Source organism: Tenuifilum thalassicum, assembly GCF_013265555.1.
Classification (GTDB): Bacteria; Bacteroidota; Bacteroidia; order Bacteroidales; family Tenuifilaceae; genus Tenuifilum; species Tenuifilum thalassicum.
The window spans coordinates 1,066,976-1,090,650 of sequence record NZ_CP041345.1 but is presented as its reverse complement, the minus strand read 5'-3'; the positions used below and the strand labels follow the sequence as shown (position 1 = coordinate 1,090,650).

Annotated in this window: 19 protein-coding genes and 1 tRNA gene; all 20 read right to left on the bottom strand. The window is 40.3% G+C overall.

Annotated elements, in window-relative coordinates:
• Positions 1-15 precede the first annotated feature (15 nt).
• Positions 16-1,458 (bottom strand): monomeric [FeFe] hydrogenase, encoded by a 1,443-nt coding sequence (locus FHG85_RS04510; protein ID WP_173073387.1) that lies wholly within the window; start codon positions 1,456-1,458, stop codon positions 16-18.
• A gap of 17 nt (positions 1,459-1,475) precedes the next feature.
• The gene (locus tag FHG85_RS04505) at positions 1,476-1,727 is read right to left on the bottom strand and encodes a (2Fe-2S) ferredoxin domain-containing protein (protein ID WP_220429231.1); all 252 of its coding nucleotides are present in this window, start codon (positions 1,725-1,727) and stop codon (positions 1,476-1,478) included.
• 13 nt (positions 1,728-1,740) lie between these two features.
• The gene (locus FHG85_RS04500; protein ID WP_173073383.1) at positions 1,741-2,934 is read right to left on the bottom strand and encodes a SpoIIE family protein phosphatase; all 1,194 of its coding nucleotides are present in this window, start codon (positions 2,932-2,934) and stop codon (positions 1,741-1,743) included.
• On the bottom strand, positions 2,918-4,654 hold the full coding sequence (locus FHG85_RS04495; RefSeq protein WP_173073381.1) for a [Fe-Fe] hydrogenase large subunit C-terminal domain-containing protein: 1,737 nt from the start codon (positions 4,652-4,654) through the stop codon (positions 2,918-2,920). Before FHG85_RS04495 ends, FHG85_RS04500 begins: the two co-directional genes overlap by 17 nt.
• Entirely contained in the window at positions 4,651-4,908 is a 258-nt protein-coding gene (locus FHG85_RS04490) for a (2Fe-2S) ferredoxin domain-containing protein (protein ID WP_173073379.1), read from the bottom strand. Before FHG85_RS04490 ends, FHG85_RS04495 begins: the two co-directional genes overlap by 4 nt.
• A gap of 34 nt (positions 4,909-4,942) precedes the next feature.
• Positions 4,943-5,599 carry a hypothetical protein gene (locus FHG85_RS04485; RefSeq protein ID WP_173073377.1) on the bottom strand — a complete coding sequence of 219 codons (657 nt, stop codon included), beginning with the start codon at positions 5,597-5,599 and terminating at the stop codon, positions 4,943-4,945.
• A gap of 15 nt (positions 5,600-5,614) precedes the next feature.
• A complete protein-coding gene (gene gltA / locus FHG85_RS04480; protein ID WP_246249275.1) occupies positions 5,615-7,057 on the bottom strand; it encodes an NADPH-dependent glutamate synthase in 1,443 nt (480 codons plus the stop codon).
• Positions 7,033-7,908 (bottom strand): sulfide/dihydroorotate dehydrogenase-like FAD/NAD-binding protein, encoded by an 876-nt coding sequence (locus tag FHG85_RS04475; protein WP_173073375.1) that lies wholly within the window; start codon positions 7,906-7,908, stop codon positions 7,033-7,035. The genes gltA and FHG85_RS04475 overlap by 25 nt, the downstream gene beginning before the upstream one ends.
• Before the next feature lie 51 nt (positions 7,909-7,959).
• Positions 7,960-9,126 carry an iron-containing alcohol dehydrogenase gene (locus FHG85_RS04470; RefSeq protein WP_173073373.1) on the bottom strand — a complete coding sequence of 389 codons (1,167 nt, stop codon included), beginning with the start codon at positions 9,124-9,126 and terminating at the stop codon, positions 7,960-7,962.
• A gap of 758 nt (positions 9,127-9,884) precedes the next feature.
• Positions 9,885-11,780: a sigma-54-dependent Fis family transcriptional regulator gene (locus FHG85_RS04465; protein WP_173073371.1), complete on the bottom strand. Its 1,896-nt coding sequence runs from the start codon at positions 11,778-11,780 to the stop codon at positions 9,885-9,887.
• A gap of 158 nt (positions 11,781-11,938) precedes the next feature.
• Positions 11,939-12,256, bottom strand: coding sequence for a DUF3467 domain-containing protein (locus FHG85_RS04460; RefSeq protein ID WP_173073369.1), 318 nt, complete (start codon positions 12,254-12,256; stop codon positions 11,939-11,941).
• Between the two features lie 115 nt (positions 12,257-12,371).
• A complete protein-coding gene (gene rpoC, locus FHG85_RS04455) occupies positions 12,372-16,640 on the bottom strand; it encodes a DNA-directed RNA polymerase subunit beta' (RefSeq protein ID WP_173073367.1) in 4,269 nt (1,422 codons plus the stop codon).
• A 69-nt stretch (positions 16,641-16,709) separates the two neighbouring features.
• Positions 16,710-20,534, bottom strand: a complete 3,825-nt coding sequence (gene rpoB / locus FHG85_RS04450; RefSeq protein WP_173076760.1) for a DNA-directed RNA polymerase subunit beta — start codon at positions 20,532-20,534, stop codon at positions 16,710-16,712.
• Between the two features lie 96 nt (positions 20,535-20,630).
• Entirely contained in the window at positions 20,631-21,005 is a 375-nt protein-coding gene (gene rplL, locus FHG85_RS04445; RefSeq protein ID WP_173073365.1) for a 50S ribosomal protein L7/L12, read from the bottom strand.
• A 35-nt stretch (positions 21,006-21,040) separates the two neighbouring features.
• Positions 21,041-21,565, bottom strand: coding sequence for a 50S ribosomal protein L10 (gene rplJ / locus FHG85_RS04440; protein ID WP_173073362.1), 525 nt, complete (start codon positions 21,563-21,565; stop codon positions 21,041-21,043).
• Between the two features lie 26 nt (positions 21,566-21,591).
• The gene (rplA, locus tag FHG85_RS04435; protein WP_173073360.1) at positions 21,592-22,293 is read right to left on the bottom strand and encodes a 50S ribosomal protein L1; all 702 of its coding nucleotides are present in this window, start codon (positions 22,291-22,293) and stop codon (positions 21,592-21,594) included.
• A gap of 20 nt (positions 22,294-22,313) precedes the next feature.
• Positions 22,314-22,754 carry a 50S ribosomal protein L11 gene (gene rplK / locus FHG85_RS04430; protein ID WP_173073358.1) on the bottom strand — a complete coding sequence of 147 codons (441 nt, stop codon included), beginning with the start codon at positions 22,752-22,754 and terminating at the stop codon, positions 22,314-22,316.
• Between the two features lie 21 nt (positions 22,755-22,775).
• Complete coding sequence (gene nusG, locus FHG85_RS04425; protein ID WP_173073356.1) at positions 22,776-23,324, bottom strand: transcription termination/antitermination protein NusG; 549 nt, start codon at positions 23,322-23,324, stop codon at positions 22,776-22,778.
• Positions 23,325-23,353: 29 nt separating this feature from the next.
• Positions 23,354-23,545, bottom strand: coding sequence for a preprotein translocase subunit SecE (gene secE, locus FHG85_RS04420; RefSeq protein ID WP_173073354.1), 192 nt, complete (start codon positions 23,543-23,545; stop codon positions 23,354-23,356).
• 19 nt (positions 23,546-23,564) lie between these two features.
• Positions 23,565-23,637: transfer RNA gene (locus FHG85_RS04415), tRNA-Trp, on the bottom strand.
• Positions 23,638-23,675: the final 38 nt, after the last annotated feature.

Genomic DNA, 23,675 nt, shown 5'->3' with positions numbered 1-23,675 from the left:
AAAAACACACAAGTATTAACGTTTATTACTTGCCATGCAAGAAGCGCCAATCGACTTATTGAGCTGTTTCAAAGCAACCCTAGGATTACTTACCACGTTGCATCCACCAATACATCCACCTTCGCACGTCATAACCTCAACAAAATTAGCGGTTGGCGATTTGACGAAACTTTTAAGCTGTCGAACAACACTTTTGTCAATACCATTAACTATCATCTCATTGATATCCAATCCATTTGCAACAGATTTTAAAGCATTTGTAACCCCACCAGAAGCTGCAAAGCCTCTGGCTTCTGCAGTAGGCACGTTAGAGATAATTGCAGGTTCAACAGCATTAAGATCGATTTTAGCAGCCACCAACCATGCTCCATACTCTTCAAAGCTCAACGCAAAATCGACAAACGGATTGTGAAATACTTCCCAACGTTTTGCGGGACAAGGGCTAACAAAAATTATACAAGCATCTGGATGTTTTTTGCGAACATCCTCAGCCGAGTAGTACATTGGAGTTTTAGTATGAGAGACGAAGGGCTTAAGCTCGTTAACATGCTTATCAACAAGGGATGTGTATGCCGGGCAGCAACTTGTAGTCATAAACTTATCGCCTTGTTCGAGCCGCTCTTTAAGTTCCTGTGCCTCAAAATTTGTAGTAGTTTCAGCACCATGAGCAACCTCATACACATAATCAAAACCAATTAGTTCGAAACCTTTAACTATTTTTGGGAAGTCGACACCAAACTGACCTGCAATAGCAGGAGCGACTAAAGCTATCAGCTCTTTACCTCTGCGTTTGTTAATAAAAATATCAACTAAGCTTGATTTCTCCACGATGGCACCAAATGGGCAATTCGATAAACATTTACCGCAATAGATACATTTAGAGAAATCAATTTGCTCAACACCATTTTCATTCTTACTAATGGCACCAACAGGGCAAGCCTCCTCGCATGGCACAGGCATGTAAACAACGGCATTAAAAGGGCAAACCTTCATGCATTTGCCACAATTTACACAAAGGTCATAATCGATACTGGCCTTTCCGTTGTAAAATGTGATTGCATTTTTAGGACAGTTAACCATACATGGTCTGGCCACACACCCCCTACAAAAGTTTGTAACCGCATAGCTGGATTTTTGACAAGTGGAGCAGGCCTCATCAACAACAGTTAAAACAATATCTGTAGTTTCATCCCGGTTCATAGCCTGTCTTGCATAGTCCGATAGCGGGGTGAGCTCATCCACCTCATCCTGAATGTTAAAACCTAGCATCCCCATCAATTTATACTTAAGCACAGCCCTATCCTTATGGATACAGCAACGAACCGACGAGTTATTGCGTGGTCGCATAATCAGGGGAACTCTATCAATCTTTTCGGCGAGTTGATCCTCGATCAACAAACGAGCAACATGTGTAATAAGCTCTCTTCGAATTAGCATTGCATTATTATCAACAGCCATAGTTGTAACCTCCTTACCTATATACCTAACTCTTGTTTAATTTCACTAATCAGCTTATCAACAGAAGCTTGTTGGATTTTTCGGCCGTTAATAAGGGCGAAAGGTGGTTTCCCGCTTTCGGGTTTGTCACAAAACCCAACACAAGGAGAGCCTTTTACAATAACTTTATCTTTCAACGCTGGAGGTAAATGCTCACTAAGCAATTGCAATTCTGCACCACCCATTAAGTAACATAGAGTTCCCGAGCAAATGATAACTTCAACTTTCATGTCCATAAACAGATTATATGAATTGAATTTCAACTTTCTTTAAGAATTTATCTTCTAACAAACGAGCAATCTTTCTCATTACGTTACGTCTTATTTCCAACTCTACAGGTAGAGATGGGTCCTGATGGGCAACGTTAATTTTGGTCCCAACCAGAAGATAAATGATATCGGATTGGAACATCTGCTTTACAATCTCAGCAGCCGGGCCAGTATCATAAACTTCAGTATCTTGAAGGGTTTCTAAAATTTCTGCCACTTTCCCAATTGTAAGAATCCCTTCCGTAACCAAATCGACACCTTCCATGTGAGAGATTGGTGGTAAACCGGAAGAGTCGATGCTTAAACCGACACGAATGGGAATTCCAAGTTCCCTAGATACTATTAACGAGGTGGTTCCTCCGCAAATAATTTTCCGTCCATCAAACGACATTATTTGCTCAGCTAACTGTTTATCTCTCGATTCATTAAACGGAGGGCCAGAGCAGATTAACAGTTTTCGAGGGTTTCGGAAGTGGATAACAGCACAAGTAATATCATCTTGCGGCTTGTAAATGTCATTTGCATTTGATTTGCTTATAATATCTCGAGCCAGTTCATAAGCTGAGATTCCGCTATTCTCTTTTACCAATTTGCACACATAGCGTTTTAGCGCATCCTCTCCGTACCCAAAAGGCATTCGTGCTGTACCAATACCCGATTGTGTAACCCCGTCGGAAACTAAAACTATTCTATCATCCCTTTGGAGTTTAAACTGGGAAAGCAACATTTTTCGCTTTCGACCATCGTTCAAATCAATAAAAAGTTCCTGCTTGTCGATTTCCACAATCTTCGTGTTCCGCACTAAAATCCAGCCAGGATTATCGAACTCAATTATTCTGGTTTCTCCACTACCCTCAACATCAGCAATAGTAAATGTAGCATAGCTAATCTGACGCTTCTGATCAACAGGAAGGGTTTGCATAATAATTCGTGCGGTGCGTTCAACAGGCTGTTTGGCTAATGTGAAATTCACAGCCATTGATGCGGTTAAAGTTGCCAAGACATTGGCTTTTACGCCACTTCCTAATCCATCGGAGACAGCAACGATAGTCCTCTCTTCCTCCTTTATCTTACGCGAAAGAAAAACATCGCCGCAAACCTGGGCACCGAACTTTGATAGCTGGACACATCCAACATCAACATGATATGAATCAGTGGTAATTGTCATGATCTTGAACGTAAAGCTCCATTATTGAATTAAGCATAGTCTCAGTTCTGGAGGCATTCTCTCCTAAGAGGTAGGCTATCTGTTGAACCGTTTCAAGATTCTCCTTAATAACATAGCGTGTTCGGGCAATTATCTCGTCGCTACGAACATCAGGATTACTAAGGTCACGCATAATTGCGCAAACAATTTTGTGTGCTTGTATTGTAAAAATTGAAACCTTTATTTTTTTACCATTTACGGTTACGTCTTTATCAAGTATATCGTGGCCGTTAGAAAGCACCAAAGAGAACAACTTATGGAAAGGAAGGAGCTTTGCCGCGTTTGCTCTGGCAAGTCCCGGATTTTCATCAAAAATATTAGCTACCTCATCTCCGAGCATTTTAGCAGCATTCCGATTGCATTCTATAACTCTTAGGTTATCATCAACTATAATAACACCGCTGGGCATTCGCTGGAGCAAAGCAGTAGCTTTATCCTGTGCTACCCTACGCATATAAGAGATGCACATATTCCGTTCCGCTTTCCCATCGAGCATGGCTACTGCAAAATCTCTACAACTCTCATACCCACATCCCCCACAATTCAATTCATCCTTACTTGATTGTTTCCCTACAGACCTAAGCGACTCAACTATTTCATTTTCTGAATATTGAAAAGCATAAGGAATATCAACGGGTTTATAGCGAGCAGATATATCAACATTATCCACAGCGAGTTCTTTCCACCCCCCGATTCTTAAATGTTTACTGTTCGTTTGGTTTACAACAACACTATGCTTTTGAGCAATTGAACCATTCAGTATTGCACCTGGACCATTTATACACCCACCAGTGCAAGACATTAATTCAATAAAAATTTTTGAGTCGGAGTTCAACAGCTCCATATCAGTTAGTACCTGCTTTACAGCATCTATACCGGAAAAGGCAAAGAACTGAATGCCATCAAAATCCCGATTCTGGACGATTCCAGAAATCATCCCCCCATCAATTGGATAACTTGCTCCGGAAACCGCTTCGACAGGTTCAAAAAAGAGACTTTCACTTTCGGCAGGTTGAAAGGAGATGGATTCCTCATCCATCCAATCCTGTAATTCACGAAATGTGATACATGCATCTACCAGGTCTGGATTTCGGTCGGCTTCTCTCTTTTTTGCAATACATGGCCCAGCAAATACCACATGTGCATCCGGTCCATAATATTCTTTTAAGTACTTAGCATGTGATAAAAGGGGAGATAAAACAGGCAGCAACTTGTCTGAGAGCTCACTATAATATTTGTTTACCCACTCCACAACAACTGGGCAAGCAGATGATAAAAACAGCTTTTGGTGACTATTCATGATGTAATCCCGGGTAAACCGGTTAACCAGTTCGGCCCCCAATGCAGTTTCGGAAATTGCGAAGAAGCCTAATTTTTTTAAAGCAGATATTAGCGACCGGGAGTCGACATTCCGAAATGAACTTATCCAGGATGGAGCAATTGAGAGGATCACCTTTTTTTCGCTTCGAATCAATAACTTAACAATATCAATGTCGGCTCTCACTTGTTTTGCCCCCACAGGACAAACCTGAACGCATTTTGCGCAACTAATGCACAGCTCATCAATAACCGAAGCACAGTTATCGGCTATTTTTATAGCTTTTACAGGACAGTTTCGGACACACTTGTAACAATCCTGACAGTTATTTTTCTCAGTATAAATGGGTTGATCTAAGTTCATAATATGGACTTAAGTGCCTGGTTAAGTATAGAAACAACATTATTTTGAGTAACGGCCTCGAATTTCTGGTTGTTTATCCAAATTACCGGACCCTTATTACATGACTCAGTACAGAGCTGCCCTTTAAAAACAACCTTGTCCTCAATTTTTTTAGTTTTAAGGTAGCTCTTAATCACTTCGAGAGTTTCCCTATTACCTCTTGAAAAACATGAACTACCCAGGCAGATCACAATAGGTATTTTTTCAGTTCCCATGGCTATACACCTTTAGTTTGAAACAGTTGAATAATTACTTAAGGCCAAAACGATTATAGTATCGCTGAAGAAGCAACTTATAATCAGCAATAATATCACCTTGCAAATTGCTATTAACCACAACCACCTCACCAACCTCGCTCAAAGCCAATTCGGTGAAGTTCCAAATCATTTTTATTGAAGAGTTCAGAATTATTTTGGCAGCAACAGCCGAATCGATTCTAGGAGCAGCCATAATGGCTAGAACAACATGCATACGCTGAACTATTTCTCCTATACGGTCCATACCCAAAACTCTTAGTCCGGCAATCTCACTATGTTCAGCAGGATTACTGTCAAAAGCTGCAACAATTCTCAAATTACACTTCTCGAACTCAACAGAACTAACTATACTCTCAGCAATTGGCCCAGCACCAATCAAACAGGCCTCCTCTATTCTATTGTAACCAATAAGATTAGATAGCTGCTGAATCAAAGAGCCAACACAAAATACTTCTTTAATACCATCGGACACCCCTATAAGCGTTAAGTCGCTCATTATCAAGTCATGATCAATATTGATAATTTCCGATAAAGAGTACAATGAGGTTTCATTCCTTCCCTTAATGGCTTGTATCTTTAACCCTTTTATGTACTTCTTTAATCGTTTAAACAATTCGTAATCTAATGATTGGGGCGTATTGGGTACCATAGTGGGTATAGAGAATTAGTTAGCACTTGAGAAGTTAAAATGCTTAGAATCCCGTTCGCGAAGAAATTCATCAATTGCAGCTGCAGCCTTACGACCCGCCTGCATGGCAAGAATAACAGTAGCAGCGCCTGTAACTGCATCGCCTCCGGCAAAAACACCTGGTCGAGTAGTTTTTCCAAATTCATTTACCACATGTATTCCGCCCCACCGTTCACTTTTAAGTCCTTTCGTAGTGTTAATAATTAAAGGATTAGGAGAAGTCCCTAATGCCATAATAACCATATCGCAAGAAATGGAGAATGCTGAATTAGGGATTGGTTCAGGTACTCTCCTACCATTGGAGTCGGGTTCTCCCAGTCTCATCTTCACACACCTCAATTCATTAACCCACCCCTTTTCATCGGATAAAATTTCAACGGGATTAGTCAGAAAACAGAATTCGACCCCTTCCTCGATGGCATGATGAACCTCCTCAGCCCTAGCAGGGAGCTCTTTTTCTGAGCGTCGATATACAATTTTCACATTTGAGCCCAATCGAATGGCACTTCGTGCCGCATCCATTGCGACATTTCCCCCACCCACTACAACAACATTCTTTCCGATATAAACCGGTGTGTCGTAATCGCCCTGATATGCTTTCATAAGGTTTATTCGGGTCAGGAACTCATTTGCCGAAACTACTCCATTTAGGTTTTCACCAGGAATACCCATAAATCGAGGTAAACCAGCACCAGTAGAAATAAAAACAGCACCATACCCCTCTTCCTCCATAAGGCTATCTACAGTAATGGTTTTACCAACAATTACATCAAGTTCAAACCTAACACCAATCCTTTTTAGCTGGTTTATCTGTTCTTCTACAATTGATTTTGGGAGCCTAAATTCAGGGATTCCATATACAAGAACTCCCCCAGGCATATGTAATGCTTCGAACACCGTTACCTCATAACCCATTTTTGCCAAATCGGAAGCACACGACAATCCAGCAGGACCAGAACCAATAACGGCAACCCTACTATTCCTTTTTGATGATTTAGTAGTAAGCTCCAGGTGATTTTTTATCGTCCAATCGGCAACAAAACGTTCTAGTTTTCCAATGGAAACAGGTTCACCCTTCTTCCCCATTACACATGAACCTTCACATTGAATCTCCTGGGGGCATACTCTTCCGCATACAGCGGGCAGGCTTGAATCTAAATCAATTACTTTAGCGGCTTCTGCTATATCACCCGATTTGATATGTTTTATAAACAAGGGGATATTAATGGAAACGGGACAAGCCTCAACACACTTGGGTTTTTTACATTCTAAACATCTAGTAGCTTCGAGTCTAGCCTCGTCAATATTATAACCTAAGCATACTTCGTTAAAGTTACTTCTTCTCTCTTTGGGTGATTGCTCCGCTATAGCCACTCTGCTTTTTAAAGTTCCCATTACATTGTCCTCCCTATTTTGCATTTATGGTGTTTGCGCTCTATGTCAACCAAACGCTTTTGCTCCTCAGATCTATACATATTCAACCTAAGCATAGCCTCATCAAAATCCACCTCATGAGCATTAAACTCCGGTCCGTCAACGCAAGTGAACCTGATTTTTCCGTTTACAGTAACCCTGCATGCCCCACACATTCCAGTACCGTCGATCATTAAGGTATTTAAGCTTACAATTGTTGGAATCGAATACTTTTTAGTAGACTCGGCAACCGATTTCATCATCACCATTGGCCCTATAGCGATAACCTGATCATATTGGTTACCCTTCGATATTAACTCCTCAAGCACACAGGTAACAAATCCTTTATATCCAAACGACCCGTCGTTAGTTGCAACATAAAGATTATCTACCTTTTCACGTATCTCGTCAAGAAGGATAAGCAATTCTTTGCTTCTGGCCCCAATAATTACATCAAGGACTGCACCACGTTCCTTTAGATACTTTAGCTGAGGATAAATGGGAGCGGCACCTACTCCACCAGCAACAAACAAAAAACGTTTCCCATTTATTTTGTCGGGGTCAAAATGAATAAAATCTGAAGGTTGGCCAAGAGGTCCGGCAAAATCAACAAAAGAGTCACCCTCCTCAAAAGAGCAAATAACTCGGGTGCTTGCCCCAAGCGCCTGAATTACAATAGTTACCGACCCTGTTCTTTTGTCATAATCGGCTATGGTTAATGGGATTCTCTCCCCCTTATCGTATGCACGAACAATAACAAACTGACCAGGATTAGCAGTTTTAGCCACACGCGGTGCTTCAACTTCAAACAGATAAATATCCGGGGCTAATTCTCTTTTTCTTAAAATCTTAAACATAACCAACACAGTTATATGGGGGCGAATATTTCCGCCCCCATGTCGCAATGATTAAAAATTAACAGCTTCGCCGTAGTATATTGCATTGAGCAGCTTTTTAAAATCCTCAACAGTTGTTTCTCTGGGGTTGCTTCCGGTACACGCATCCTCAGCTGCGTTCATAGCAATTCTGTCGATGTTGCTCTTAAACTCACTTTCGCTTACACCAAACTCTTTTAGAGTACAAGGGATTTCAAGTTTGTGGTTCAAATCGATCAAGAAATTCACGAAAGCATCTACAAGTTCCTCAGTTGAATTACCTGTTAAACCGATATATCTTGCAATTTCGGCATAACGTTCGGCGCAAACTTTTTGGTTAAATCTAACAACATATGGAAGGTAAATGGCATTTGCGCAACCGTGAGGGATATGAAATATTGCTCCAGTTTTATGTGCAAGGCTATGCACAATCCCCAATAAAGCATTTGTAAAAGCCATACCTGCCAGGCACTGAGCAATATGCATATTCTCTCTAGCCGCTTTGTTTCCGTTAAATGAATCTAAAATGTTATCCTTTATCATTTTAATCGCCTTTAGAGCCAACGGATCGGAAAAGTCGCTCCTGGCAGAAGCCACGTAAGCTTCAGTTGCATGGGTAATGGCATCCATTCCGGTGTGCGCAGTGAGCTGTTTGGGCATGGTCTCAGCAATTGAGGCATCCAAAATGGCAATATCTGGTGTTATCTCGTAGTCAGCTAAGGGATACTTAATTCCCTTTGAGTAATCAGTAATAACAGAGAAAGCGGTAACTTCAGTAGCAGTGCCACTTGTTGAAGGGATAGCAATAAACCTTGCCTTGTTTCTTAAAGGCGGTATATTAAAAGGTTTAGCAACCTCTTCGAACTTTGCATCAGGATGCTCATAAAATATCCACATTGCCTTAGCTGCATCAATAGGCGAACCGCCTCCTATTGAAACAATCCAATCCGGATTAAACTCACGCATCATGGCTGCACCCTTCATCACTGTTTCTACCGAAGGATCAGGCTCTACGCCTTCAAATAGCTTAACTTCAAGCCCTGCCTCTTTTAGGTAAGCAAACACCTTGTCCAAAAAGCCAAAACGTTTCATCGAGCCGCCACCTACGACTACTACAGCCCTCTTTCCCTTAATGGTTTTTAAAACTTCTAAAGAATTATCTCCAAAATAGATGTCTCTTGGTAATGTGAATCGTTTCATAGTTGTAATTTTTTTTGTTAGTACTCTGTTATCTTCTTAACACTTCGATAAAGTTTTACCAATAGCCGTGCCAAAAGCCTTATAATGCTATTTATCTGCACTTTACAACTTACTCGAGACAACAACAAATTCAATATGTTCAACTTTAGGACAGCTAATAGCAGGACACGTGTACTACCTTATGACACTGTACTATTTTATGACATTTAAAAGCCGTATTGATTGAAAGATAACAACAGGATGTGCCGGAAAGTGACACTGTAGAAAAATCAAGATGGTTTACTGAGAGTTATATTTACCTTAAAATATGTTATAGTGGAGTTGCAAGATTAGTAAAACTTCTAACAAACACGAACTGCCCTTGTACAGATGATTTATAAAAGTATGATTCTCAACAAAATCAACATCTAATTCAGTGTCGGATTATAATTTGACAGCTAAGGAAAACACTTGTTGAAAAAAACGTACTTTATGTAAGCAATTACACAGGTATTTCATGCAATGTACAACTGTGGTCGATGGGAAAAGTAAGCTAGACTTAATAAACATTTGTAGGTTATAGGCCAAATACCGTGTGGCAAATATTCAGTAAAGTAAATGGTAATATTTTTGCGTTGTAAAAAATATTGATTTCATAGCTGAGCCCGAGCACGTCTAGTCAGGGTTAAATCTATTTAATAATATTAAAAAGAAAGCGGCTAGAAATGGAACTTTCTAGTCGCTTCAGAAATAAGTATAATGTGAAAGTTTGAAGTAAACTAAAGTGATATAGAATATTTTTTACACTTCAGGTATAATGTATTTCTACTAATTCCAAGCACTTTAGCAGCTTTAGACACATTAGAGTTGCATTGCTCAATGGTATCAGATATTGCTTGTTTTTCAATCTCGGCAAGCGATCTCAAAACACAATTATAATTACTATCCTGCTGAATGTTTGGCTGATAGTATTTAGCTTTAAATTCGTTTTCGTCGGGAACATCAAAAACAATCTTTCCATTCAGGTTAACCGTCTTTTCAATGAAATTTTCAAGTTCTCTGATATTTCCCGGCCATTCATATTGAAGGAGCAATTCGTAAGTTTGTTTATCAATGCTTGGGACCTCTTTATTGAGTTTTAGCGCCTTAGTGTTTAAGAAATAATTAATTAAAAGAGGGATATCCTCTCTCCTTTCTCTCAAAGGAGGAATCTTAAGAGGAATAACATTCAACCTATAATATAAATCGAGGCGGAATTTGTTTTCGTTAATAAGCTGCTTTAGATCCCTATTGGTAGCAGCGATAACCCTAACATCTAAGGGGATGGTTTTAGTACTCCCTACTCTGGTAATTTCGCCTTCCTGAAGAGCTCTCAAGAGCTTAACTTGCATATCAAGGGGCATTTCACCAATTTCATCGAGAAAAAGGGTTCCGCCATTAGCCAGTTCAAACTTACCGGGACGTCCACCTTTTTTGGCGCCGGTAAAAGCACCATCTTCAAAACCAAACAGCTCACTTTCAATTAACGATTCAGGGATAGCGCCACAGTTGACCGCCACAAAACTAGAGTCCCTTCTTGAGCTTTCGTTATGTATAGCCTGAGCAAAGACTTCCTTTCCCGTACCACTTTCTCCGGTAATTAAGATTGTAGAAGGGCTAGCTGCAACAATCTTTGCAAAATCAATCACCTCTCTGATAGCCTTGCTCGTACCTATTATGTCGTCAAAGGTATAGTGCGCATTCATTCCAGAATACTTATTTACTATTTTGTAAACGCGTTTCATTTCCCTGAAAGTTAAAACAGCTCCATGCACATCAAAGTCGTCAAGAATAATGGGCATGGCGTTCATGACAAAACTTCCCGGAGATGTAACGTTCGAGATGGTAACCTCCTCATCGACCACCTGCTTCTGGCTGCTAATTATCCGCCAGGTATTATTCCATTTATCAAGATACTTGCTTATGTGGCTTCCTATCAATTCTTTGGGTTCAACACCAAAAATACTATAAACCGTATTATTTACACGTTCAATTACCCCATCGATATCAACAGTAATAATTGCATAGGACAAGCTATTAATTATTGCATCCAGCTTTGTGGAAGTTTCTTGGAGTTCCCTATTAAGTATTGTATTGCGCAAATCATTTTCAATCGACTTAACAGCAGCCACAACAAGACCAAGTGTATGAGGGTGAACCAGGTTATATTTGCCGGTTAAATTAAGAACACCTATTATCTTTCCTTCCTGGTCATGGATAGGAGCCGATGAGCAAGTCCACCTGTGATAGGCATTTATGAAATGCTCCTGAGCCGTAACCTGTACGGGTTTATTTTCGCTAATAGCCAACCCCATTGCATTTGTACCAACACTTTCTTCTGCCATATAGGCACCGACTATCATATTAAGAGCTGCGGCGTCTTTAACGGTTTCGCTATCACCCATTAAATCTAAAATGCACCCCTCACCATCTGTTAATATTATAACAAATCCAGATCCTTTTACTATACTGTAAAGGTTTTGAATTATAGGCTTTGCTACATCAATAAATTGCCTATTAGCAGCCAATATCGCTTCTAACTCATTATTGCTTAATATTTTTTTAGGAAACAGTAGATCCTGCTCAATTCCATATTTTGCACTTCGATAATGCGATTTTGCAATAATTCCTTTCATTTGCCAAACACATTAGGTATCATGCTGCAAGATACGATAAAAAGAATTAATTGTTATTTAATTAACAATCATTAGCACTGTAGGTAGCTAAAAAATATGCAAATAAAAAAGGGGACTCTGCTTCAGCGATCCCCTCAGAAGAAAAAATGTAAAAGAAACTATGCCTCGCCTCCTTTAGTACCGAAATTCATGGGGAAAGGAGGCATACCTTCATTCCCTTCTGGTAATTTGATGGGTCCCATATTTGCCTCATATTTTGCAAGATTATCTTGCAGCGCAAAAAGTAGACGTTTTGCGTGGTCTGGTGTCATTATAATTCTCGACTTAACCTGTGCTTTGGGCATACCTGGCATAATCCTTACAAAATCGATTATAAACTCTGAAGATGAATGTGTTATAACCGCTAGATTGCTGTATGTGCCTTGTGCAACCTCATCGTTAAGCTCAATATTAATTGGGTTTTGTTTTTCCGACATGGCTTTTGTGTTTAATATTTCCTTGCTAAATTATTAAAAATGTTGTTATGCATGTTATAAATGCAAAAAAAAGAGCTGGAATTACCAGCTCTTTTCTCTACTACATTAAACAAGTTTATTTTGTAGATATAGCACTTTTAGACTTCTCAAGGATTTCATGCTCCTCTTTAGAATATACTACTATATTGTCAAATTCACGAAGTCCGGTTCCAGCAGGTATGAGGTGACCACAAATAACGTTTTCTTTGAGGCCCTCAAGCGTGTCAATCTTGCCATGGATTGCGGCTTCGTTAAGCACTTTAGTAGTTTCCTGGAACGATGCTGCAGACATGAAGCTACTTGTTTGAAGCGCAGCACGAGTAATACCCTGTAGCACCTGGTTCGATGTAGCAGGAACAGCATCGCGTGCTTCGATAAGCTTCAAATCGCGCCGTTTAAGTTTTGAATTCTCATCGCGTAGCTGTCGGGCTGTAATAATCATACCTGGACGTAAATGGGTAGCATCACCAGGCTCAACAATAACCTTCTTATCAAAGATGTTATCATTTTCTTCAATGAACTCCCATTTGTCAACAAGTTGACCCTCGAGGAAGCGAGTATCGCCTGGATCGATGATTTCAACTTTACGCATCATTTGGCGCACAATTACCTCAAAGTGCTTGTCATTAATTTTCACACCCTGCATACGATAAACTTCCTGAACCTCATTTACAATGTACTCTTGTACCTTTGTAGGTCCTTTGATGGCTAGAATATCTCTAGGTGTGATAGCACCGTCGGAAAGAGGTGTGCCCGCTCTTACATAGTCGTTTTCTTGAACAAGAATTTGCTTTGAAAGAGGTACAAGGTACTTCTTAACCTCACCAGTCTTTGAGGTAACGATTATCTCCCGGTTACCACGTTTTACTTTCCCAAACGCTACCTCACCATCAATTTCAGAAACAACTGCTGGATTCGATGGGTTTCGAGCTTCAAAAAGTTCCACTACGCGAGGTAGACCACCAGTGATATCGCCAGCCTTACCCACAGCACGAGGAATTTTAGCTAGTATATCACCAGCCTCTACTGTAGCACCCTCTTCAACAGTAAGGTGAGCACCTACTGGTAGGTTGTAGAGTTTAATAACCTCATCGCCATCAGACATTATCTTAATAGCAGGGTTCTTACTCTTATCACGTGTTTCAATTATTACCTTTTCACGATACCCAGTTTGTTCGTCGCTCTCTTCACGGTAAGTAACTTCTTTAATTAGAGCATCATACGAGACCTTACCTGATGCTTCAGATATAATTACGGCATTCCATGGATCCCATTCACAAATTAATTGATCCTTCTTAACAGTATCGCCATTGTTGATATAGAGTTTGGAACCATAGGGGATATTATTGGTAGATAAAGTAATTCCAGTATTCAGGTCAACAATACGTATTTCAGCTAAACGACCAATAACTACATGATACTTACCATTTTCATCTTCACGTTGTACAGTTTTTAACTCTTCAATTTCTGCACGGCCATCATAACGCGACACCAATTTTGAATCGGAGATAATACTTCCTGCAGTACCACCAACGTGGAATGTACGAAGTGTAAGCTGCGTACCAGGCTCACCGATACTTTGTGCTGCAATAACGCCAACTGCTTCGCCCTTTTGAACCATTCGGCCCGTTGCAAGGTTACGTCCGTAACATTTAGCACAAACTCCTTTACGAGACTCACATGTAAGTACGGAACGGATCTCAACCTGCTCAATGGGTGACTCTTCAATTACTTGAGCTATTTCCTCTGTTATCTCTTCCCCAGCAGCAACAATAAGTTCACCGGTTAGCGGATGGTATACATCATGAACAGTTGTTCTACCCAAAATTCTTTCATATAGGGTCTCAACAACGTCCTCGTTCTTTTTGATTGCAGTTGCTACAAGTCCACGTAGTGTACCACAGTCATTTTCGGTTATAATAACATCCTGCGATACATCAACCAAACGGCGGGTTAGATAACCAGCGTCGGCAGTTTTAAGAGCGGTATCGGCAAGACCCTTACGAGCACCGTGGGTTGAAATAAAGTACTCAAGAACCGAAAGTCCTTCCTTAAAGTTTGAAAGAATAGGGTTCTCGATAATTTCATTAGTAGTAGCTCCAGATTTTTGTGGCTTAGCCATAAGACCACGCATACCGCAAAGCTGACGAATCTGTTCTTTAGAACCACGAGCCCCTGAGTCAAGCATCATGTAAATTGAGTTAAACCCTTGCTTATCCTCAGAAAGCTTCTTCATTAGGGTTAAGGTCAGCTTAGCATTGGTGTGTGTCCAAATATCAATAATCTGGTTGTAACGCTCGTTGTTTGTAATAAGCCCCATGTTGTAGTTTGCCATAACCTCGTCAACCTGAGCATACCCTTCTTCCACGAGCTCAACTTTCTCTTCAGGTATAATAACATCGTCGAGGTTAAACGACAATCCTCCTTTAAAGGCCATGTAGTAACCAAGATTCTTAATATCATCTAAGAACTTGGCAGTAGTTGAAACGTTGGTCTTTTTAAGAACCTTACCAATGATATCGCGGAGCGATTTCTTAGTAAGCAGCTCATTAATGTATCCCATTTGCTGGGGTACATACTGGTTGAAAATTACACGACCAACAGTGGTTTCAATTATTTTAACAACAGGTTGATCATTTTCGTCAATTGTATTAATACGTACTTTTACAATAGCATGTAGATCAACTGCTTTCTCATTATGAGCAATAATTACTTCCTCAGGAGAATAGAAAACGGTTCCTTCACCCTTAGCCCCCTTTCTAGGTTTAGTGATGTAGTACAAGCCAAGAACCATATCCTGAGAAGGAACGGTAATTGGAGCACCATTAGCGGGGTTAAGAATGTTATGAGAACCTAGCATAAGGATTTGGGCTTCCAAAATTGCCTCATTTCCAAGAGGAAGGTGAACGGCCATCTGGTCGCCATCGAAGTCTGCGTTAAACGCAGTACAAGATAGAGGGTGAAGCTGGATAGCCTTACCTTCAATAAGGCGAGGTTGGAATGCTTGAATACCAAGACGGTGAAGTGTGGGAGCACGGTTCAACAGAACGGGATGACCTTTCATCACGTTTTCAAGGATATCCCAAACTACTGGGTCTCTCCTATCAACAATCTTTTTAGCCGATTTAACTGTTTTTACAATGCCACGTTCAATCAGCTTACGAATAATAAATGGCTTATAAAGCTCGGCAGCCATATCTTTAGGCAAACCGCACTCGTGCATGTTCAATTCAGGCCCAACTACAATTACAGAACGAGCAGAATAGTCGACACGTTTACCTAACAAGTTCTGACGGAATCGTCCTTGCTTACCTTTTAAACTATCGCTTAACGATTTTAACGGACGATTTGCATCGGTTTTAACTGCGTTAGACTTACGAGAGTTATCGAACAATGAATCAACAGCCTCCTGGAGCATACGTTTTTCGTTACGTAAAATTACTTCAGGAGCTTTTATTTCGATAAGCCTCTTTAAACGGTTGTTTCTAATAATAACCCTACGATACAAATCGTTTAAGTCGGAGGTAGCAAAACGGCCACCATCAAGAGGAACCAATGGACGAAGTTCAGGTGGTATTACAGGAATAACCTTAAGAATCATCCATTCTGGCTTATTGATATTTTTTGATTCACGGAATGCCTCTACAACCTGAAGACGTTTTAACGCCTCGCTTTTACGCTGTTGTGAAGTTTCAGTATTTGCCTTATGCCTCAACTCATACGAAAGTTCATCTAAATCAATACGCTGCAGGAGCTTATAAAGAGCCTCAGCCCCCATAGCTGCAATGAACTTATTGGGATCATCATCATCAAGGTACTGATTCTCTTTAGGAAGTGTTTCAAGAATATCAAGATACTCTTCCTCTGTTAAGAAATCAAGTTTATTAAGGCCATCGGCAGCTTTAATACCCGGATTAACTACTACGTAACGCTCGTAATAGATAATAGAATCCAGTTTCTTTGCTGGTAAACCTAATAGGTAACCTATTTTATTGGGTTGAGAACGAAAATACCAAATGTGTGCAACGGGAACAACTAGGCTGATATGCCCCATGCGCTCCCTACGTACCTTCTTTTCGGTAACCTCAACACCACATCTGTCGCAGACAATCCCTTTGTATCTAATTCTCTTATACTTACCACAATGGCACTCGTAATCCTTTACAGGGCCAAATATGCGCTCGCAGAAAAGACCATCGCGCTCGGGTTTGTATGTTCTATAGTTAATGGTTTCAGGCTTTAGCACTTCACCGCTTGAACGCTCAAGAATTTCCTCGGGCGATGCCAAGCTAATAGTGATTTTTGAGAAGTTGCTTTTAACCTTATTTTCCCTTCTGAACGACATAATCTTTATGTTATAAGTTAATATACCCCAAAAGGAGAAGGGATTGACTCCCTCCTCAACGGGTATTTATTAATCCATTTTCACACTTAAACCTAAACCGCGAAGTTCATGTAAAAGAACATTAAGCGATTCTGGGATACCAGGTTCAGGCATTGGTTCACCCTTAACAATCGACTCATATGCCTTAGCCCTACCAACAACATCGTCGGACTTAATGGTGAGTATTTCTTGAAGGATATGCGATGCACCAAATGCCTCAAGAGCCCATACCTCCATCTCACCAAAACGCTGTCCACCAAATTGGGCTTTACCACCTAAAGGTTGTTGGGTTATAAGTGAGTATGGTCCAATTGAACGAGCATGCATCTTGTCATCAACCATATGACCGAGTTTTAGCATGTATATTACCCCTACGGTTGCTGGTTGGTCGAAGCGCTCGCCTGTACCTCCATCGTATAGATAAGTTTTACCAAATCGTGGTAAGCCTGCTTGATCGGTATACTTGGTAATATCTTCCAAAGTAGCACCATCAAAAATTGGAGTGCTAAATTTGATACCAAGTTTTTGACCAGCCCAACCCAAAACAGTTTCATAAATCTGTCCAAGGTTCATACGCGAAGGCACCCCCAGAGGATTTAGAACTATGTCAACTGGTGTTCCGTCCTCAAGGAAAGGCATATCCTCGTCGCGTACAATTTTAGCTACAATACCTTTGTTCCCGTGTCGTCCAGCCATCTTATCTCCAACAGTGATTTTGCGCTTCTTAGCAATATAAACCTTTGCTAGCTGCATAATACCTGCTGGAAGCTCATCACCTATTGTAGCATTAAATTTCTTGCGCTTATACTCAGCATCATACTCCTTCCATTTAAGGATGTAGTTCTGTATTACTGCTTTTATAAGCTCGTTTTTAGCCTTATCGGTTGTCCACTTATTAGGGTTTACGTTCATGTAATCGATCTCGGATAAGATCTTTTGTGTAAACTTCACCCCGCGTGGTACAACTTCTTGATCGTAGGCATCGTAAACACCTTGGCTTGTTTTACCATTTATCAGCGAGAAAAGTTTATCAACCAATCTGTTTTTCAGGTCGGCTACATGCTTGTTAAACTCATTATCGAGTTTTTCAAGTATAGCTTTATCGCCCGATTTACCTTTTCTCGATTCCTTGCCATCCTTGATGGAACGAGAGAACAGCATTTTATCTATAACAACGCCATAAAGTGAAGGCGAAGCTTTAAGCGATGCATCCTTAACGTCACCTGCCTTGTCGCCAAAAATTGCCCTAAGAAGTTTTTCTTCGGGAGTAGGATCAGATTCCCCCTTAGGAGTAATCTTACCAATTAGGATGTCACCAGGCTTGACGTTTGCTCCAATCCTGATCATTCCATTCTCATCCAAATCTTTAGTTGCTTCTTCGGACACGTTTGGAATGTCAGCGGTTAGCTCTTCCATCCCTCGTTTTGTATCACGCACTTCAAGGATGTACTCATCAATATGTATAGAAGTGAAAACATCATCTCTAAGTAAACGTTCACTTATTACAATAGCATCCTCAAAGTTGTAACCCTTCCAGGGCATAAAGGCAACCTTCAAGTTACGACCTAAAGCTAGCTCACCGCCTCGGGTTGCATACCCCTCAGTTAATATTTGTCCCTTAGTAACCTTCTGTCCCTTAGTAACTATAGGTTTAAGTGTAACTGAAGTACTTTGGTTGGTTTTCTTGAACTTAGGTAATTTATATCGTTTAACCTCGGGATCGAAGCTAACAAATAGCTCTTCTTCGGTTTTATTATATCTTACAACTATCTCATCGGCATCTACATACTCAACAACACCGTCCTCTTCTGCTACTACTTGAGTACGGCTATCTTTAACCACTTGACCCTCTAAACCTGTACCAACAATAGGGCTTTCAGGTTGGAGCAATGGCACAGCCTGGCGCATCATGTTCGATCCCATCAAAGCACGGTTAGCATCATCATGCTCAAGGAATGGAATTAACGATGCAGCAATTGATGCGATCTGGTTTGGCGCAACGTCCATTAAATCAATGGTTTCACTTTCAGCCAATGGGAAGTCGCCCTCGTATCTAGCTTTAACGCGAGGATTTTGGAAACGCCCATCCTCTTCGAGAGGTGCATTGGCTTGGGCTATTATTTTAGCTTCTTCCTCTTCGGCACTAAGGTAAACGATATCGTCATCGGATAGACCAACCTTCCCGTTTTCAACTTTACGATAAGGTGTCTCTATAAAACCAAGATCATTTACCCTTGCAAACACACAAAGCGAAGAAATAAGACCAATATTTGGGCCTTCTGGTGTTTCAATAGGACAGAGGCGTCCATAGTGTGTATAGTGAACATCTCGAACTTCGAAACCAGCACGCTCACGGGTAAGACCCCCAGGTCCTAGTGCCGATAAGCGGCGTTTGTGAGTCATCTCAGCTAATGGATTGGTTTGATCCATAAACTGGGATAGCTGATTAGTTCCAAAGAACGAGTTTATTACAGAAGATAAAGTTTTTGAATTGATAAGGTCAATTGGGGTGAAAACCTCGTTATCGCGGACATTCATGCGTTCGCGAATAGTACGTGCCATACGAGCCAAACCTACCCCAAATTGGGCAGCCATTTGCTCGCCAACAGTTCTAACCCTACGATTACTTAGATGGTCGATATCATCAACCTCTGCCTTTGAGTTAATAAGCTCAATGAGGTACTTGATGATTTCGATCATATCCTCCCTAGTTAATACCTTAACATCAGGGGGAATATTTAGATTTAATTTTTTGTTTATACGGTAACGTCCTACATCGCCCAGGTCGTAACGTTTATCGGAAAAGAATAACTTATCGATAACATCACGAGCAGTTGCTTCATCGGGTGGTTCGGAGTTACGTAGCTGCCTGTAAATATGAACCACAGCCTCTTTTTCAGAGTTACTTGGGTCTTTTTGCAGCGTATTATAAATTATGGCATAATCAGAAATGCTCTGCGATTCCTTATGAACAAGAATTGACTTGACACCAGAGTCAATTATAAGATCGATATGTTCCTTTTCAATAACTGTTTCACGATCAAGTACTACCTCGTTACGTTCAATAGATACAACTTCTCCGGTATCCTCATCAACAAAATCTTCTATCCAGCTCTTTAGAACACGCGCAGCCAAGCGTTGGCCAACAACTTTGTTCAAGCTAACCTTGGAAACTTTTACCTCCTCGGCTAAGTCAAATATTTGTAGAATATCTTTATCGGTTTCAAACCCGATTGCACGTAAAAGAGTAGTTACTGGTAATTTCTTTTTTCTATCGATGTAAGCATACATCACATTATTGATGTCGGTAGCAAACTCAATCCAGGATCCTTTAAAAGGAATAATTCTAGCGGAATAGAGTTTTGTACCGTTCGGATGTAAACTTTGCCCAAAGAAAACCCCCGGGGAACGATGTAGCTGAGAAACTACAACACGCTCTGCCCCATTGATTATAAAGCTTCCCTTAGGTGTCATGTATGGGATTGTACCAAGATAAACCTCCTGAACCACGGTATCAAAATCCTCATGCTCAGGATCGGTACAATAAAGTTTTAGTTTTGCCTTTAATGGGACACTATAAGTTAGACCTCTATCTATGCACTCCTCAATGGTATATCTTGGAGGATCGACATAGTAGTCTAGAAACTCAAGTACAAAATTGTTTCTAGTGTCAGTAATAGGAAAATTTTCTTGGAAAACTTTATATAAGCCTTCATTCTTGCGCTCTTCAGGTGTTGAGCCAAGTTTAAAAAACTCCATGAACGACTTAAGCTGTACCTCCAGAAAGTCGGGGTAATCGAAATGGCTTTGAGTCTTGGAGAAATTTATTCGCGCGTTAGTATTATTTTGAGACATTGCAAACGAATTGGTTGAACTATTAAACATAACAATAAAAAGGCTTAGAATCTAAAATCATAGATTCTAAACCTTAAAAACCACTATTGGGTAAACTTATTTAAGTTCAACTTCTGCTCCTGCCTCTTCAAGTTGAGATTTTAAAGATTCTGCTTCTTCTTTAGAAACGCCTTCTTTGATAGCTTTAGGAGCTGCGTCAACTAATTCTTTAGCTTCTTTAAGACCAAGTCCAGTAAGCTCTTTTACAAGTTTAACAACTTGAAGCTTAGCACCACCTGGTGATTTTAAGATAACATCGAATTGAGTTTTTTCAGCAGCGGCGTTACCTTCACCAGCAGCAGGTGCAGCAACAGCTACAGCTGCAGCAGCAGGTTCAATACCATACTCATCTTTGAGTATTTGAGCCAACTCGTTAACTTCTTTTACAGTAAGGTTAACTAAATCTTCTGCAAATTTTCTAAGATCTGCCATTTTAGTAAGTGTTTAATTTGTCCTCAAAATAATTTTTACTGTTCTTTCTCTGAAAGTGCTTTAATAACACCAGATAATTTTTGTCCGCCTGATTGAAGTGACGAAATAACATTCTTGGCTGGAGATTGTAGTAATGCAACAATATCAGCGATAAGTTCGTTCTTGCTCTTAAGTGCAGCAAGTACATCTAACTGATTTTCTCCAACATATATCGACTCCTCAACAAAGGCAGCTTTTAATATAGGCTTTGGATGAGCCTTTCGAAACTCTTTGATAAGTTTAGCCGGAACGTTTCCAGTTTCGGTAAACATTACAGATGTAGAGCCCTTTAGTGTTTCAAATAGTGGAGAAAAATCAAATTTACCACTTTTCTCAAGAGCTTTCTTTAGTAATGTATTTTTAACTACCACAAGTTTTACCTGCTTCTCAAAGCAAGTTTTTCTTAACTGATGAGTAACTTCTGCATTTAGTTCAGAAGTATCAGTAAGGTAAAAATGTGGATACTCGTTAATCTGTTCGGCTAACCTATCAATCAGTGCGTTTTTTTCTTCCCTTCTCATAGTTAATTGGGTCTGTGTAAACGTTATTAATTCGAAGCCGAAAGCGACTTGGGATCAATTGCAATACCAGGGCTCATAGTGGTAGAAAGGTAAATACTTTTGATGTAAGTACCTTTTGCCGCAGTTGGTTTGAGCTTTATGATGGTATTGATAAACTCAAGTGCGTTATCAACAATTTTATTAGGCTCGAATGAAATTTTACCGATTGATGAGTGAACTATACCAAACTTATCAACCTTAAAGTCAATCTTACCCTGCTTAACCTCTTTAATAGCCTTTTCAACATCCATAGTAACGGTACCACTTTTGGGGTTGGGCATTAAGCCACGAGGTCCAAGGATACGTCCTAATGGTCCTAGTTTAGGCATTACAGTAGGCATAGTAATGATTACATCAACATCGGTCCAACCTGCTTTAATCTTTTCAATGTATTCATCTAAACCTACATAATCGGCACCAGCCTGACGAGCTGCTTCCTCCTTTTCAGGAGCAACTAAAGCAAGAACACGAACGTTTTTACCAGTTCCATGAGGAAGAGTAACAACACCACGCACCATTTGATTAGCTTTACGAGGGTCAACCCCTAAGCGAATATCAATATCGACAGATGCATCGAATTTGGTGTATGTTATCTCTTTCAACAGTTCAGCTGCTTCGTGTAACTTGTACAACTTTTCAGGCTCGATTTTCGACAGAGCAAGCTTCCTGTTTTTTGTCAGTTTAGTCATTGCGCAAAAAAGGTTTAATGTTAATTACCCGGGAATTCTCCGGTTACAGTGATACCCATGCTACGGGCTGTACCTGCTACCATTTTCATTGCTGATTCAACAGTAAAGCAGTTTAAGTCCGGCATTTTATCCTGGGCAATTTGTTTAACTTGTTCCCAGGTTACTGAGGCAACCTTTTTCCTGTTTGGTTCTGCCGATCCCTTTTGCAATTTTGCTGCTTCGAGCAGCTGAACAGCAACGGGCGGGGTTTTCACAACAAAGTCAAACGACTTGTCGGAATAAACAGTAATAACCACAGGTAGAACTTTGCCTGCCTGTGATTGAGTTCTGGCATTAAACTGCTTACAGAACTCCATAATGTTAACCCCTTTGGAACCAAGAGCAGGACCTATTGGTGGCGAAGGATTTGCAGCACCACCTTTAATCTGGAGTTTTATAAATCCAGCTACTTCTTTAGCCATAGTGCTTTTGCTCTTTAGTTTTTACTCCTTTTCAACTTGCATAAAACTTAACTCCAGAGGAGTTTTTCTGCCGAAGATTTTCACCATAACCTTCAGCTTCTTCTTCTCTTCGTTCACTTCTTCGATTACTCCGGAAAAGGAATTGAAGGGTCCGTCAATTACTTTCACCGTTTCACCTACGTAGAAGGGGACATTCAATTCTTCCTCACTGTCCACCAATTCATCAACTTTACCAAGGATACGATTTACCTCGGACTGACGAAGTGGAATTGGTTCTCCGGTTTTTGGGTCACCTAAAAAACCTAGGACATTAGGAATGTTTCGAAGGATGTGAGGAATTTCGCCTACCAGAGCAGCCTCAATCAAAACATAGCCTGGGTAGTAAATTCTTTCCTTACTGATTTTTTTACCATTTCTGATTTGGTAAACCTTTTCAGTAGGTATAAGAACCTGAGAAACAAAGTCTTCTAGTTGTAAACGTTTAATTTCGTTTTCAACTAGTTCTTTAACTTTTTTCTCTTTACCCCCAATGGCACGTAGAACATACCATTTTTTTACATTGTCTTCCATTACAGATTCCTTCTAAAGGCAAATTTTGATTAAGAAAGTGCACGGTAAACGACTTCCATCACTCTCTCGAATGAAAAGTCCATTACGAAGATAACCAGTGCGATTAAAAGGGAAGCAATCATAACAATTAATGCACTGGATTGAAGTTCTTTCCATGTTGGCCACGATACCTTATGCACCATTTCGGTGTAAACGTCGTGCAAGTATTGGGTGATTTTCATGTCAACAATTTAAATTTAGCACGGGTGGAGAGACTCGAACTCCCAGCCAATGGTTTTGGAGACCACTACTCTACCAATTGAGCTACACCCGTGTGAAAAAGTTGGATTGGACATCAACCAATCCAACTTA

Coding starts and splice junctions, on each gene's coding strand:
- rplA (WP_173073360.1), bottom strand. CDS start 22,293: ATGACTAAACTGACAAAAAACAGGAAGCTTGCTCTGTCGAAAATCGAG.
- FHG85_RS04475 (WP_173073375.1), bottom strand. CDS start 7,908: ATGTTTAAGATTTTAAGAAAAAGAGAATTAGCCCCGGATATTTATCTG.
- rplJ (WP_173073362.1), bottom strand. CDS start 21,565: ATGAGAAGGGAAGAAAAAAACGCACTGATTGATAGGTTAGCCGAACAG.
- gltA (WP_246249275.1), bottom strand. CDS start 7,057: ATGCAAAATAGGGAGGACAATGTAATGGGAACTTTAAAAAGCAGAGTG.
- FHG85_RS04505 (WP_220429231.1), bottom strand. CDS start 1,727: ATGAAAGTTGAAGTTATCATTTGCTCGGGAACTCTATGTTACTTAATG.
- secE (WP_173073354.1), bottom strand. CDS start 23,545: ATGAAAATCACCCAATACTTGCACGACGTTTACACCGAAATGGTGCAT.
- rpoC (WP_173073367.1), bottom strand. CDS start 16,640: ATGTCGTTCAGAAGGGAAAATAAGGTTAAAAGCAACTTCTCAAAAATC.
- FHG85_RS04485 (WP_173073377.1), bottom strand. CDS start 5,599: ATGGTACCCAATACGCCCCAATCATTAGATTACGAATTGTTTAAACGA.
- rpoB (WP_173076760.1), bottom strand. CDS start 20,534: ATGTCTCAAAATAATACTAACGCGCGAATAAATTTCTCCAAGACTCAA.
- nusG (WP_173073356.1), bottom strand. CDS start 23,324: ATGGAAGACAATGTAAAAAAATGGTATGTTCTACGTGCCATTGGGGGT.
- FHG85_RS04465 (WP_173073371.1), bottom strand. CDS start 11,780: ATGAAAGGAATTATTGCAAAATCGCATTATCGAAGTGCAAAATATGGA.
- rplK (WP_173073358.1), bottom strand. CDS start 22,754: ATGGCTAAAGAAGTAGCTGGATTTATAAAACTCCAGATTAAAGGTGGT.
- FHG85_RS04470 (WP_173073373.1), bottom strand. CDS start 9,126: ATGAAACGATTCACATTACCAAGAGACATCTATTTTGGAGATAATTCT.
- rplL (WP_173073365.1), bottom strand. CDS start 21,005: ATGGCAGATCTTAGAAAATTTGCAGAAGATTTAGTTAACCTTACTGTA.
- FHG85_RS04490 (WP_173073379.1), bottom strand. CDS start 4,908: ATGGGAACTGAAAAAATACCTATTGTGATCTGCCTGGGTAGTTCATGT.
- FHG85_RS04510 (WP_173073387.1), bottom strand. CDS start 1,458: ATGGCTGTTGATAATAATGCAATGCTAATTCGAAGAGAGCTTATTACA.
- FHG85_RS04460 (WP_173073369.1), bottom strand. CDS start 12,256: ATGTCGGAAAAACAAAACCCAATTAATATTGAGCTTAACGATGAGGTT.
- FHG85_RS04495 (WP_173073381.1), bottom strand. CDS start 4,654: ATGAACTTAGATCAACCCATTTATACTGAGAAAAATAACTGTCAGGAT.
- FHG85_RS04500 (WP_173073383.1), bottom strand. CDS start 2,934: ATGACAATTACCACTGATTCATATCATGTTGATGTTGGATGTGTCCAG.